Below are 12,785 nucleotides of genomic sequence, written 5' to 3'. Positions count from 1 at the left end.
TTGGCGCTGATTAACGAAATGTAATCAGCGTTAGCATAAAATTATGGGGCCCAAAACCACTACCGCATTTTATTGGCGCGCCCCATTAGCAATAAGAAGTGATTTAATACGCTCAGTGCGCGCACGATTCAAAGGTGAGCGTCGTTGATAGCCATCTGATGCACCTGTTGTGACAGCCAAGTTAACATCGGCACCTCGTTGAATGAGCAACTCTGTCATGGTATAAAAGCCAAAATAACTTGCGTTGATAAGCGCCGTTTCATCCCTTGGTACAACCGCGTTTACATCAGCGCCGTTATTTAGTAGTAATCTCGCCAAGTCTAGGTTGTTACTCATTGCGGCAACTATTAGAGGGTTACCATCGCCGCTGGATGATTGATTTACATCGGCTCCTAGATCGATTAACTCTTGCGCCATTACTCTATTGTTTTGCTTTACAGCAATCATCAGTGCAGTGCCATCGCCAATTAGCGGAATGTTTATATCAACCCCTTCGTTTTGAAGTGCTTTTACCGCTTCAATATCATTTCGAGAGACAGCTTCTATTAATAGATTACTTTCAGCCTGAGGTAATAATGAATAATGTCGCGCATCTTTCACCGTGTGCTTAATACTAATTTTAGGTGAAAACACTTGTGTAGCTTGAATTGTTGTGGCTGTTACAGCCGCACAAATTAAGACAATAGTAGCGAACCGTGGCTTTTTAAATTGCTTATTATTTAGCACGACACCAACGCGATAATTCAACTCTTTTTTCTTACTAAACAATCCCATAGCCAGCACACTGCGTTGTTGTGTGATCATTAACTTAGCGCAATCTATTAACGATTGTGCATATAACTGAGTGCTTTGTAGTTCATTCACCGCACGTAAATCACAGGCTATCTCGCGCTCAACATGAATACGTTTGTTGAGTAAACGAATCACCGGACTCCACCAAAATAAAATGGCAATAACTTCTTGAAATAAACCAAACCAATTGTCTTTACGCTTAATGTGCGCATGTTCATGTAAGACGATTGCGCGTAATTGCTCATCTTTAAGTTGTTCGGTCAGACTTTGAGGAATAATAATTTTTGGCTCTTTAAAGCCAATAACTAAAGGAGAAGATACTTTATCTGAGGTATAGACCTGGGTATCGATATGCGTTGAAAGGTGGGGTGCTTGCATAATGGTAGAGCGTAATAAAAATCGCGTTTGAATGTATGATGAAAGCACCGTGAAAGTTCGCCATACACTACCAGCAAACCATATAAACACTCCTAAACTAAGCAAAAACGAGAAGTTGAATACAATTTCGCTGGGTAAGTGCCAGCTATCATCTGATGTATTGACGGTATCTGTTTTGCCAAAGTGTGGCATATTAGACGCCTGATTAGATACAATAGTTGGCGCCGGAGTATTCACATTCACTCGCGTATTTTCGTTACCTTGGGTGATCAAACTAAAAGGAATCACCGTTGCAGCAACAAACGCCGTCATCCAAAGCCAACTTTTTAATTCTGCACTTCCTGCTACGCATCGGTTAAATACCGACAGCCCTATCAATAAAATAAAGCCAATTACTAGATGGTGAAATGCCAAGGTTGTTAATAAGGTATATTCAATCATCATTGTCTTCACATCCTTATCTGGATTGATTAATCTTTGCTTTCATCAACTTTACGTTGCAGTGCTTCTAAATCATCAAGGTCTATATCAGTCTCTTGCATTAAATGCTGTGCTAACACCTTAGGAGAGCCACCAAAGAACTTGTTTAACATTGAAGTAAGCGCACTTTGTCGTGCTTCTTTTTGGGTGATTTTAGCGGTGTAAATAAAGGCTTTACCCTCCTTTTTAAAATCAGCGTAACCTTTCTCCGCCAAAATCTTACACAGTGTTTGTACCGTGGTGTACGCTGTTTGTTTTTGTTTTGATAACTCATCCGTTATGTCGCGAACAGACGCATCTCCTTTCTTCCAAAGCACTTCCATAATGCTCTGCTCACCGTCAGTTAACTGAGTCGATTTATTTCTAGCCATTGTGTTTTCCTTTAAACTTTCTACTAATTAATTAGTTTTAAATACTATAGCGCGCAATTTTCACTCTATCAACTAATTAATTAGTTTTTAATTTTTGTGCGCACCTAAACCATCAACCAACAAACAAGTTGGTAACAAAAAAATCCTTAAAAATTTGTAAATAATACCCGAGTGTTCTAAACCTAAAGAGTAGCCCCAATAGGAGACTCATTTATGCCGTCAACGAACACTATCGATAAAAACAACGAGTTTGCACGTTGCTTAGAATGCAACAAAGTCGATACTTTTGCTGCTTTTCATTGGCTTGCGCTAGCAGTAAAAGATATGACCCGCGCGCCCTTGCTTAGCCTTATATATGGATTAATTTTTACAATTATTCCTCTAGCAATTATTTACAGCGCCCTGTACACAGGGACCCACCTTGTTATTTTACCTGCAACTGTTGCATTTGCCTTAATTGGCCCTGCATTTGCTGTGGGTTTATATGATGTGGCCTGGGAGCTTGAAAAAGGGCATAAACCAACGTTAATGCATTCGTTAAAATCGATGTTCAGAAACCCGGTTGGTGAATGGGGGTTTGCCATACTTTTAATGGTTATAATGATTATTTGGATGCGTCTAGCCGCTTTGGTACATGCGTTATACCCAAGTCATGCCAACCCAACATTTGAAGAACTGTCTGCATTTTTAACACTGGGCAGTATTATAGGTGGCATCCTGTTGGTTACTGTATTTGCCATTTCAGCGTTTACACCGCAAATTATGATGGAACGACGTGTTGATATTATGACCGCCGTTATGTCTTCAATGAATGCAGTTAAAAGTAATTTCTCAGCAATGATTGTATGGTCGGTTTGTATATTTGTGTTGGTTGCTGTGGGCTTTGTAACTGGCGGCACCGGATTTATTGTGATAATGCCACTGCTTAGTTATGCCAGCTGGCATGGCTACATTGCCATTATTAAAACCAAAAAATCACGTGGATATGAATAACGGCTTATAGAAACAATTGCGCTGGGAGGTAAAGTTCTTGGCGCAATAATTTACGCCCTTGTTTGAGTGCATTCTTATATGAAGGCCTATTGCTTGCATCAATATAACCAAAAAAAAGTTCAAAATCATTTATATGCTGTTGATAATATAAACGCTGCATCGGCGAGGCTAAACCTTGGCCTCTAAATTGTTTAGTAATAAAAATATCACTCACCAATAAACCATTAAAGCCTAACTCTTCACTTACCTCCCCCATAACCATTCCTAGGGGCTGGTTTTGATAGAATGCCATGCTACATAAGCCAGCTTCAATGGATTCTATCAGCTCTTCTTTATCGCTGATTGGCACTATGTTTGCCATTGCTGGGTTTTCTGTTAGAAACTGGTTGTATTCCTGCTTATACCAAGGCCAATCTTTCTCAAGCTCAAAGGGCTGTAAAGAGATATCCGCTTGTAAAGCGTCACTCACATCAAGCAATGGCGTTTGGCTGCCTAATAAGGAGTCAACAGCGCGAGCACCAAGTAATGACAGTAAGTGCTGTACTTGTGGTGATTCTGGCGCAGGCCAAACACAAATGTGCACAGGTGTGCACCAACAAAAAACCTTACTAATATAGGCCACAACTTCTTTTAAAACCGCTTCTGTTAATGAATGTTCGCTAAAGATTTCAAACATAGTTTCGTCATCATCATTACGGCAAACACTGGCTACGAATAAGTTACCATTATTATCTTCAATTACTTGAGCAAATAAGTCGTCGTCAGGTACATCATCACTGATATTTCTCCGCTGGCGTAATTCAATAAAATCATCACGCGTGCAATCGTCATTTAATGCAAGTAAATCAAGGCACTCTTTGTTGATAGCTTTTTCAGTATCTAGATTGGTTATATGAGTTAGGTTATAAGTATTAATCACCCCCACTCCTAGGCGGCGTAAACGCACTTCGTCGATTTTATAGAGTGGATAGTGGCGCATAATTTTCCTTTACAAACCTCAAGAAAACCCTCATTTGGGTACAAGCAAACTTTAGGGCTTACCCTCTGAAATTGCAATAACTAATTACTTATGATTATATTAAAAAAATTATTAGTCCGTAACTTTAAAATGGTTTGACTAAATTTCACTGAACATAAAGGATCTAGGATGAATTTTTGCAAACTCTTAGTTTTAATTATTGTCACAATTGGGCTTTCCACTGCCAACGCAGAACAATTTGGCAAACCCGTTGATAATGCAAGCTTATTAAAAATTTCGACAATAATGGCCGCACCGGATAGCTTTTTAGATCAACAAGTAACCATTGAAGGGACTGTTGTAGGTGTATGCGCTAAACGAGGGTGCTGGATGACGATTGCCTCTGATAAGCGTTTTCAAAACTTGAAAATCAAGGTTAATGACGGCGATATGGTATTTCCTATGACTGCCAAAGGCAGCAAAGCAATGGCAACAGGAAAGCTAAATAAAATCCAACTCAACTTGACCCGAACTAAAGCTTTGTTAGCACACCGAGCACAACAAGCAGGGAATGAATTTGACGAAAACACAGTGACAGAGCCAATGGCAATTTATCAACTTGTGCCTACAGGTGTAGAGATTATTGAGTAAAACAAAAAGAAGAATTAACTGGTATAAATTAAACCGTAGTTTACATCGTGATATTGGTTACTTTTGTATGGGTTTAGTGATCATTTTTGCAGTATCGGGGATTGCGGTTAATCACAAAGATGACTGGAATCCTAATTACCGTGTTGAACAAGCTGTAATATCTGTCTCAGCCCAAAAGTGGTCACTTGATAACGACACTAAACTCATTAATCAATTACTTGCAATAAGTGAAGTTAATGAAAAAGTTAAGGCCTCATATTGGGCATCACCAACTCAATTTAAACTGTTTTTTAAAAATGGCAATAACCTACTATTAAACCTTAAAGATCAGCAAATAGTGTATGAAAAAATAACTCCTCGCCATGTATTTCAAGCATTTAACCGCTTACATCTGAACGAGACAAAAGCATCTTGGGTTATATTTTCAGATGCCTTTGCTGCGTTACTCATTTTTTTAGCGCTAAGTGGTCTGTTCATGATTAAAGGGAAACACAGCCCTTGGGGTATAAGATCACTGTGGATACTCAGCGGTATCGCCTTACCCGCTTTGTATATATTGATGTAAAAAGTGAAGATGAGCACCTTCACTTTATTTCACTATTAGCGCTTAAACCGCCCCTAGTTTGAACAAATTTCAATCCGTAAAGGTCAACAGACCTTAATAAAAGATAAGTGAAGGAGGTTCACCATTTTGGATATCTACTATTGGTGTCACGCGTTACCTACCTTTAAACATTGATGAAAAAACACCGTCGCTTTTTATTAACCCATGATAAAGCGCAGCGCTTATATGCATAAATATCAACAGTAAAAATACCCACGCAGCCAACGCATGTACTTCACGAAAAAACGCAAAATAACGAATATCAACTGCAATCAAATTTGGCAAACTAAACAGCCCAAATACATTCACAACCCGACCATCCGCATTTTGCATTAGCCAACCCGATAACGGCATTAGCAACATCGAAATATAAAGCCCGGTATGCGTTGCAGACGCCGCGATACGCTGCAGCTGGCTAAGTTCATTAGGAAGAGAAGGCGACACACTGCGCCAGGTATTGATAAGCCTGATAATCACCAATATCAGCGCGACAATACCAAACGATTTATGCAAAGCGACCGCTTCAACTTGCCACACAGCTAAACTTTGTACCATGGATAAGCCCAGAAAAAGCATTGAAATCAACAGGAGTGCCATTGCCCAGTGTAATAGTCTGCTTGTTGCTGAGTAGTGTTTAGTTGCGTGCATCACCTGCTCCTTCTTTATCTGTTATATGCTGATTGAGTAATGTCTCTGTTGCTCTGCGACGAAATGATTGCGCATACGCTGCACCTCTAGCACGTAAAATAGGATCTGCAGTTGCACTCATCCCTTTAGGTAAAACGAGTGGATCAAAGTTTTGTGCCCCACATGCCCCTTCATTTTGAAAACGCCAATCTGCAATAACTAAAGACCCCGCATTAATGACTTGGCGCGATGAAGGCCATGGAATGGTTGGATTATTTTCATCGTCATTGCTATCAGCCAACGTAAACATTAAATCAAACCTAACTGGTTGCTTTTCTAATTGTGAGATAAGTTGCTGTTGTAAGGCATCAGGTGATTGCTGATCAAGTCCAGCGACCTCTTGGTCACTCATTCTGGGCACAGCCTGCCAACGCACGGCTTGCCTTTTCCCTTGTGCATCGTGCAAATAAAATGCATTTATACTGTTATATCGCTCCGTAGCAAAACTATTGGCTGGCGTATAGCTGGCTTTCCATTCGTTAAATGCCTTACTCTCTGGATGAGCTTTAAAGAATGCGCTAATTTTTTTTGCATCTCGCTTCCCAGTCTCAGGATTTGGTGCAAGAGCTTGTAGTTGTTTGTAAAAAGCATCGGGCGTGGCCACAGCCATAACCGGCGGTGTATTCATCGCAACTCGCCATTCATCATCAGTGGCAGTATTTACCACAAACGCCAAACTACGCACAGGTGCCTTTAAATCAGGTGCCGTTGGGTTATTACCTGCGATAGAAAAACGCCCGATAAAGGGTGTATTGCCAAGTTTAAATACATTGGCGGTTGAATACGCTGACAACAACCCGGTAGATTCAAAATTACCCGAAACACATATCCCTTTAGCATGTGCCCGCCTAAATCCGGCATGCACCTTACTACCTTGCTGCAAGTCAACAAACGCTTGTGCTGTTACTTGATCGTCGTTAAAAGCCCCGGCAAAATATAATGTAGCTGTTGCAAATACCCCCATTGATACTGCCAACGCACATACACGAAAAACACCAATAGTAGGCTTGTTACTGCGTGTTGTTTTTGTCATCTTTAAATAGCCTTTTATTTACGATTTAACCCTCCCCTACAGACCGCCATTTTATAAAATCCATTTCAATATAAATGTTTATTCTGGTAATCGTCGTTTTAGTACAGCCATAGAATCACCTGTTTTTTTAACTAAACATTGATCTCACTACGGTGTAATCAGCCATATTAAAGCTACACTTATTACAAACTCATTTAAGAAGGATTGAACTATGATTCACCAAGTAGCTGATTTAATGACTCCAGCTCCCTTTGCTATTAACGCAGATAATACCTTGCATGATGCACACAACTTAATGAAAGAAAAAAACATCCGCCACATTCCTGTCATTAATGAAAGCGGTGGTTTAGTGGGCATGTTAACGCAAAAGATTTTAATTGCTCAGGTCATGGGGATCATGGCGAACTACAGCTCTACAGCCCTTGAACGAAAAGAAAAACAAATCAAAATCCACGATATCATGGCAACGGACTTTACTAGCATTGAACCTAAACAACCTTTACATGAGGTTGCTAACTTCTTTGTCGAAAACCGACACGGCTGTATGCCGGTGGTAGATGAAGATAACGATTTAATCGGTATTTTGACATCGTCAGACTTTGTGCGTTTAGCTGCCGCGCTATTATCATAATTGTTTAGTGTAAGCTGGGGCTGCCTTAGCGGCTAACTGATTACTTTATTGTGCAAATTAAAATACTAGCGCTATATTTAAAGTGATAGGAAAAACAACATCATAGCCGAGCACAAATATCATGCTTATTTTACTTAGTACGTTTTAAGGCATAGCCACATTGAACGACGAACAAACGAGCGACACTATTCATAACCCTCGAAGAATGATGACTAGAATTTACGTTATCTCTTTATCTATTATTGCTCTACTCGCTATTGCTGCCCACATGTTATTAAATTCAGTAATTGAGCAACAACTACAAACTGGCAAAATTATTAATATCAGTGGTCAACAGCGTATGCTAACCCAGCGTGCAACCTTGTTCACACTCGACTATTTAGAAACAGGCTCCAGTGATGCTAAACGCACAGCGCAGCAAGCCATAGACCAAATGATCTCAAATCATCAAACGTTACTATCTGAGCACTATAAAGCATTATCAAATAATCAGCCTTCGGGGCTTTCAAACGACATGCTCAACCTCTACTTCAACAAAGATAACAATGTAGATAAACAACTAGCACGCTTTGTAAGCCTAATATCAGACACTCTTGCGTCGCCACCTCGCAATATAGAGGTTTTTAGTTCTGAAAATTTAGAATTCAAACAAATGGCAAAAGAGCCATTATTAACTGCACTTAATGATGTAGTTAGCCTTTACGAAAAAGAAAGCCTAGATGAAGTAGATAACCTGCGTTCTGCTCAACAAGTCGTGCTTATAATCACCATTTTTACTATTTTAATTGAAGCCGTTTTTGTGTTTAGGCCCATGGTTTCAAAAATCAGCTCATTTGCACGCAGATTGCAGTGGGAAGCAACCCATGATTACCTTTCGGGTATTTATAATAGACGTGCCTTTTTTATGATTGGTGAAAAACTACTGCATAGTAGTAAACGCAATAAAAAACCATCCAGTATCATCATGATTGATATTGATAAGTTCAAAGTTGTTAACGATAACTATGGTCATGCTGCGGGCGATATTGCCATTCAGCATGTTGCGCGTATCACAAAAGAAAATATTAGAAGTTCGGATGTGTTAGCAAGGTTTGGCGGTGAGGAGTTTGTAATTTTGCTGCCTGAAACAAATGCTAATGGCGCTGTGACTTTAGCTGAAAAAATTCGCATAAAAATTAATGAAACCCCGCTATCAGTCAAAAATAAACACATCACGATCAGTGCCAGCTTTGGTGTGTCTGCAAGTTCACTTAGCGATGACTCCCTAGAGCTATTAATCCAAAAAGCTGACGACCGCTTGTATGTTGCCAAAGAGAGCGGGCGAAACAAAGTAGAGGTATAGTTAATGCTTTTTAGAGTTCTGTATTCAGTGGCAATACATGACAGCATCCACATTTAAAACAATTCATATAAAGATTCAAGTCCCTATTTTACACACTGAATAATTTACACTCCTCGTGCATAATTTTCATATGATGATGGTGACGATTTTATCCCCTCTCTAAAAATAAAATAAAAATAACTAAATAACAGCAACTTAAATTTTAATAACAACTAGGCATAGTGCTTGCTCCTATTCATACAACACAAAATACAAGCCGTAAATCAGGTTTGATAATTATCTAAAACGAGGAGTAGTGATGAGTAACACTTCAAAAGTAGCAGAATTTACAGCACCAGGTATGACGAGCGAATCTGCAGAGCAAGCAATATCTCAACTCGACAATCGCATGGTAGCGCTAATTGATTTACAACTAACTTTAAAGCACATTCATTGGAATGTGGTTGGCCCCAACTTTATTGGTGTTCACGAAATGCTGGACCCACAAGTTGAAACTATTCGCGAAATGACCGACACCATTGCTGAACGAATCGCAACATTAGGTGGCGTACCTGTAGGTACTCCTAAATCAATCGTTGACCGTCGCTCTTGGGAAGATTATTCAATTGGTAAAGGGCTGGTGAAAGATCACCTAGTCGCACTAGATAAAGTATATAACGGGGTTAACGCTGATCACCGTAAAGCAGTTGATAAACTAGCTGAACTAGACCCTGTATCAGAGGATATGATCATCGCACAGCTTGCTGAGCTTGAGCAATTCCAATGGTTTGTAAGAGCCCACATTGAATCATCAACCGGTGAACTACAGAGTTAATTACCTAAGGGTAAATATAAAAGAGCTCGGCAATTGCCGAGCTTTTTATTGCTTATGGTTTACCTAATCACATTATTAAAATGCTTTCAAAATCGCATCATCATAATCATCGGCATTGAGCATTAAGTTAAATTTTTCAGCAACGCTATCAAGTTCAGCTTGCTTAATAGCTAATTCATCCATGGTGATGGTGTTGTCATCGAGCTGCCACAACAAACGTGACCCCGCATAACTATAATGAATAGCAAGCAGCGCATCCGCATTACCTTCACGACCTGCGGCTTTAAGCTTTGGCATTTTACGAGTTATTTTATTAAGCGCTTGTTTAAGCTCCCATACATAAACAACTTCTGTCATAAAGTCATGCTTACGGTATTTATTTAACGCATACGCAATGGCTAAACTGGTTACCACCACACCCAATAAGTTCCAATGAAAATGGCTGCCGCTTTCATCCGGAAACAATAAAATTAAGGTTTGTGAAATAGCTAAACTGCCCGCAGCTAACCCCAAGCCGCAGCCAATAATTACGCGGTTTAAATGCTTACGATAACGCGCTTTATCAATTTGAATTAGTTTCATAACTGCCCAATAAATTTAAAAAATACTATACCCAAACCACCTCAAGGTGCGAGTTTCAGTTGGAATTAAAAGCGATTTAGGCAAGGCATTGATTGCAAATAATAGTGGTTCTATTGTTAAAATCAATAACGCAGTATAAATCGCTTTTAAACCAACCCATGGGGCGCTTCACAGGAACTTACTCTCATCGTTGTTACTTATTAAAAGGGATTGCCATTGTTGCAAAGTAACGCCTTGATATTAAGCCCCTGTGAAACGCTGAATTCTGCACCTTGAGGTGGCTTGGGTATAGATGCCATTGTAACCAAAGCCCGCAAACAAAAACGAAACTTTTTAAAACTATTTCACCCCTTTTTAATTTACCGCACGTTTTAGTGATAAATACATCATTAATGACCGAGGATTTGCTTATGCAAACAGTAGACTTTCCCCAAACTAATAGCACATTAAAAACAACCACCGCGATTGTGGGCGGTGCAGCCATGACCTTTGCCGCCTTTGCCTTTATGCAGTACTTAATAACCGGTGAGCAACGTGCAACCAACTTTAACGGCGACACTGTGGTTGTTGAGATATTCAAAGTACCCGAAGACACTAAAGTGCAACAAAAGCAAACATTGCCACCGCCACCAAAAATGCAAACGCCACCCAAAGTGCCCCCGCGTACACCGCCAAGCACAGATACGAACGTCGTTACTACCGCAATTACGCCTGACATTAGCATTGATAAAATAGGCAATGATTTCAACACAAACCTAACGCGCCCAACGGGCGATGCCACGCCCATTGTGCGTATAAACCCTAAATACCCCACAACCGCAGCACGTGATGGCATTGAAGGTTGGGTACAATTAAGCTTTAATGTATCTCCAACAGGGGAAGTGATTGATGCGAAAGTGATTGATGCAGAGCCAAAACGTATTTTCAACCGAGAAGCATTAAAAGCAATCAAACGGTGGAAGTATCGCCCTAAAGTGATTGATGGCGTAGCACAGGTGCAAACAGGCCAAAGCGTGCAGCTTGATTTTAGATTAGACCAAACCCAGTAGCGCAATACAAATTGATGGTGCCTATGCTTACAAGTTTAAAATCATGGTTTATTAGTCAGCCAAGTGACGATCACTTAGCTGACTACGCAAAAAGTGGCGACACACGCCACTTAACCAAGCTCGTCACCTTGTTCGGTAACGACTTATATCATTATTTAGTAACGCAAAGTAACGAGCAACTCGCCTTTGATATAAGCCAGCAAACATGGTTAAAAGTGATGGAAAAACGCCATCACTATCAACCTCAAGCAAACCCAAAAGCCTGGCTATTTCGTTTAGCTCGCAATGCGTTAATTGACGAATACCGCAAACAACAGCGCTTTGTAGAGCTTGAAGACAGCACCGTAATTGCAGCAAAAAGCACAGAGCAACCTTTTGATTACGACAAGTTTAATGAGGCGTTAATGCAATTAAGCTTTGTCCAACGCGAAGCGCTCAGCCTACAACAAGAAGGCTTTTCACTTGACGACATACAGCATATCACCCAAAGCAATCATGAAACCGTAAAAACACGGCTACGTTATGCAAAACAAAACTTAAAAATCATATTAGGAGCTGACAATGACCAAGCATAACGAGCAATTTGAAGAGCAACTTGATAAGCATTTTAGCGAGCGTAAAAAACGCCATACGCTCAGTGCAGAGCAACGTGACGCATTAACGCAACTCTCAGATAATGCAGCAAACAAAAAGCCCACCCGCTTTTTACTCCCGCTCCAAATGACCGGCCTTGCCTGCGCGCTGGTCGTGCTCGGCTTTACCATGTTTAACACCAATGAAAAGCAAACGGCACTTAACACCTATGCAGTGCAGCAAAGTAACTATCATTTTATAGAAGTTCACCAAGTCGACAGTGCAGGGAGCTATTTAAGTGAAATAACAACACAAAAACAACAGCTCGACGATAAACTCGCCGCCGACCTACGCTTGCACCAGCAGCGCTACATTGAATACGGTAAATTAGTTAGCGTAGATGACGACTGGTACATCGCCAGCTGCCACAACGAAGTACTCATTCAAATAAAAGATTCATTATTGAATGACCTAAACACCAAACACGCCATTGAAAGCGGCATCACCATGGGCGACATGCTCGCCATGGCCCACAACAGCCAAGGCCAGATTATCGCCCTTAAGCATGCGGGAGATGGGGTAAAGGTGTGTAGGGGGTGACGAGTTATCAATAACTAAGGATTGAGAAATTCGAACTTAAAATAAAAATTTATTAAAAAGTAAGTAGTAAAGCTTAAGCTTTAAACAATAGGGTTACCGATATAAACAGGACTCTAGGGCCTGTTGACCTTTGCGGATTAAAATTCGTTCAAACTAGGAGCGGTTTAATCGCGGCGCGAGGTTTGTAACCTAGTGGGCTAAGTCAAAACCGAGCAACAAAGAGTAAATCGCCCCTAAGCAGAACCCG

The 12,785-nt window shown here is 40.4% G+C and carries 15 protein-coding genes; 9 read left to right on the top strand and 6 right to left on the bottom strand.

All coding sequences use genetic code 11. The features are described 5' to 3' along the window. Window positions 1–69: 69 nt before the first annotated feature. The gene (locus tag CSC79_RS14970) at window positions 70–1,614 is read right to left on the bottom strand and encodes a M56 family metallopeptidase (RefSeq protein ID WP_099296552.1); all 1,545 of its coding nucleotides are present in this window, start codon (window positions 1,612–1,614) and stop codon (window positions 70–72) included. A gap of 26 nt (window positions 1,615–1,640) precedes the next feature. Continuing rightward, window positions 1,641–2,021 carry a BlaI/MecI/CopY family transcriptional regulator gene (locus tag CSC79_RS14965; RefSeq protein WP_099296551.1) on the bottom strand — a complete coding sequence of 127 codons (381 nt, stop codon included), beginning with the start codon at window positions 2,019–2,021 and terminating at the stop codon, window positions 1,641–1,643. Window positions 2,022–2,234: 213 nt separating this feature from the next. Between CSC79_RS14965 and CSC79_RS14960 the strand changes: the two genes are divergently transcribed. Continuing rightward, a complete protein-coding gene (locus CSC79_RS14960; RefSeq protein ID WP_099296550.1) occupies window positions 2,235–3,014 on the top strand; it encodes a DUF2189 domain-containing protein in 780 nt (259 codons plus the stop codon). Between the two features lie 4 nt (window positions 3,015–3,018). Here the strand turns inward: CSC79_RS14960 and CSC79_RS14955 are convergent, their stop codons facing one another. After that, the gene (locus CSC79_RS14955; RefSeq protein ID WP_099296549.1) at window positions 3,019–3,993 is read right to left on the bottom strand and encodes a hypothetical protein; all 975 of its coding nucleotides are present in this window, start codon (window positions 3,991–3,993) and stop codon (window positions 3,019–3,021) included. A 168-nt stretch (window positions 3,994–4,161) separates the two neighbouring features. Here CSC79_RS14955 and CSC79_RS14950 point away from each other — a divergent pair, with 168 nt between their 5' ends. Then, entirely contained in the window at window positions 4,162–4,623 is a 462-nt protein-coding gene (locus CSC79_RS14950) for a DUF4920 domain-containing protein (RefSeq protein WP_099296548.1), read from the top strand. Next, entirely contained in the window at window positions 4,616–5,188 is a 573-nt protein-coding gene (locus tag CSC79_RS14945; protein WP_099296547.1) for a PepSY-associated TM helix domain-containing protein, read from the top strand. The genes CSC79_RS14950 and CSC79_RS14945 overlap by 8 nt, the downstream gene beginning before the upstream one ends. 153 nt (window positions 5,189–5,341) lie before the next feature. Here the strand turns inward: CSC79_RS14945 and CSC79_RS14940 are convergent, their stop codons facing one another. Continuing rightward, window positions 5,342–5,875, bottom strand: coding sequence for a cytochrome b (locus CSC79_RS14940; protein WP_099296546.1), 534 nt, complete (start codon window positions 5,873–5,875; stop codon window positions 5,342–5,344). After that, a complete protein-coding gene (locus tag CSC79_RS14935) occupies window positions 5,862–6,947 on the bottom strand; it encodes a catalase family peroxidase (RefSeq protein ID WP_237114036.1) in 1,086 nt (361 codons plus the stop codon). The genes CSC79_RS14940 and CSC79_RS14935 overlap by 14 nt, the downstream gene beginning before the upstream one ends. Before the next feature lie 211 nt (window positions 6,948–7,158). Here CSC79_RS14935 and CSC79_RS14930 point away from each other — a divergent pair, with 211 nt between their 5' ends. From CSC79_RS14930 to dps, 3 genes are all read left to right on the top strand, one after another. Further along, window positions 7,159–7,578 carry a CBS domain-containing protein gene (locus CSC79_RS14930; RefSeq protein ID WP_099296545.1) on the top strand — a complete coding sequence of 140 codons (420 nt, stop codon included), beginning with the start codon at window positions 7,159–7,161 and terminating at the stop codon, window positions 7,576–7,578. Between the two features lie 160 nt (window positions 7,579–7,738). Further along, the gene (locus CSC79_RS14925; protein WP_237114035.1) at window positions 7,739–8,920 is read left to right on the top strand and encodes a diguanylate cyclase; all 1,182 of its coding nucleotides are present in this window, start codon (window positions 7,739–7,741) and stop codon (window positions 8,918–8,920) included. 298 nt (window positions 8,921–9,218) lie between these two features. Then, window positions 9,219–9,734, top strand: a complete 516-nt coding sequence (dps, locus tag CSC79_RS14920) for a DNA starvation/stationary phase protection protein Dps (RefSeq protein ID WP_099296544.1) — start codon at window positions 9,219–9,221, stop codon at window positions 9,732–9,734. 75 nt (window positions 9,735–9,809) lie between these two features. On the opposite strand, the gene CSC79_RS14915 is transcribed toward dps, so the two are convergent. Next, window positions 9,810–10,316, bottom strand: coding sequence for a DUF3087 domain-containing protein (locus CSC79_RS14915; protein ID WP_099296543.1), 507 nt, complete (start codon window positions 10,314–10,316; stop codon window positions 9,810–9,812). Window positions 10,317–10,726: 410 nt separating this feature from the next. On the opposite strand from CSC79_RS14915, the gene CSC79_RS14910 reads away from it, so the two are divergent. From CSC79_RS14910 to CSC79_RS14900, 3 genes are read left to right on the top strand one after another with little or no spacing between them, the layout of a single operon-like run. Further along, entirely contained in the window at window positions 10,727–11,365 is a 639-nt protein-coding gene (locus CSC79_RS14910) for an energy transducer TonB (protein WP_099296542.1), read from the top strand. A 23-nt stretch (window positions 11,366–11,388) separates the two neighbouring features. Next, window positions 11,389–11,940, top strand: coding sequence for an RNA polymerase sigma factor (locus CSC79_RS14905; protein ID WP_099296541.1), 552 nt, complete (start codon window positions 11,389–11,391; stop codon window positions 11,938–11,940). Further along, window positions 11,927–12,538 (top strand): hypothetical protein, encoded by a 612-nt coding sequence (locus tag CSC79_RS14900; RefSeq protein ID WP_099296540.1) that lies wholly within the window; start codon window positions 11,927–11,929, stop codon window positions 12,536–12,538. Before CSC79_RS14905 ends, CSC79_RS14900 begins: the two co-directional genes overlap by 14 nt. Window positions 12,539–12,785: the final 247 nt, after the last annotated feature.

Origin of the sequence: Pseudoalteromonas sp. 3D05 (genome assembly GCF_002723455.1) — a bacterium.
In the GTDB taxonomy this organism is placed as follows: Bacteria; Pseudomonadota; Gammaproteobacteria; order Enterobacterales; family Alteromonadaceae; genus Pseudoalteromonas.
Note: the sequence above shows the minus strand (reverse complement) of the source record. Positions and strands in the feature narration are given on the sequence as shown.

Excerpts from the sequence above, each read along its gene's own strand:
- CSC79_RS14970 (WP_099296552.1), bottom strand. The coding sequence starts at position 1,614 with ATGATGATTGAATATACCTTATTAACAACCTTGGCATTTCACCATCTA.
- CSC79_RS14965 (WP_099296551.1), bottom strand. The coding sequence starts at position 2,021 with ATGGCTAGAAATAAATCGACTCAGTTAACTGACGGTGAGCAGAGCATT.
- CSC79_RS14960 (WP_099296550.1), top strand. The coding sequence starts at position 2,235 with ATGCCGTCAACGAACACTATCGATAAAAACAACGAGTTTGCACGTTGC.
- CSC79_RS14955 (WP_099296549.1), bottom strand. The coding sequence starts at position 3,993 with ATGCGCCACTATCCACTCTATAAAATCGACGAAGTGCGTTTACGCCGC.
- CSC79_RS14950 (WP_099296548.1), top strand. The coding sequence starts at position 4,162 with ATGAATTTTTGCAAACTCTTAGTTTTAATTATTGTCACAATTGGGCTT.
- CSC79_RS14940 (WP_099296546.1), bottom strand. The coding sequence starts at position 5,875 with ATGCACGCAACTAAACACTACTCAGCAACAAGCAGACTATTACACTGG.
- CSC79_RS14935 (WP_237114036.1), bottom strand. The coding sequence starts at position 6,947 with ATGACAAAAACAACACGCAGTAACAAGCCTACTATTGGTGTTTTTCGT.
- CSC79_RS14930 (WP_099296545.1), top strand. The coding sequence starts at position 7,159 with ATGATTCACCAAGTAGCTGATTTAATGACTCCAGCTCCCTTTGCTATT.
- dps (WP_099296544.1), top strand. The coding sequence starts at position 9,219 with ATGAGTAACACTTCAAAAGTAGCAGAATTTACAGCACCAGGTATGACG.
- CSC79_RS14915 (WP_099296543.1), bottom strand. The coding sequence starts at position 10,316 with ATGAAACTAATTCAAATTGATAAAGCGCGTTATCGTAAGCATTTAAAC.
- CSC79_RS14910 (WP_099296542.1), top strand. The coding sequence starts at position 10,727 with ATGCAAACAGTAGACTTTCCCCAAACTAATAGCACATTAAAAACAACC.
- CSC79_RS14905 (WP_099296541.1), top strand. The coding sequence starts at position 11,389 with ATGCTTACAAGTTTAAAATCATGGTTTATTAGTCAGCCAAGTGACGAT.
- CSC79_RS14900 (WP_099296540.1), top strand. The coding sequence starts at position 11,927 with ATGACCAAGCATAACGAGCAATTTGAAGAGCAACTTGATAAGCATTTT.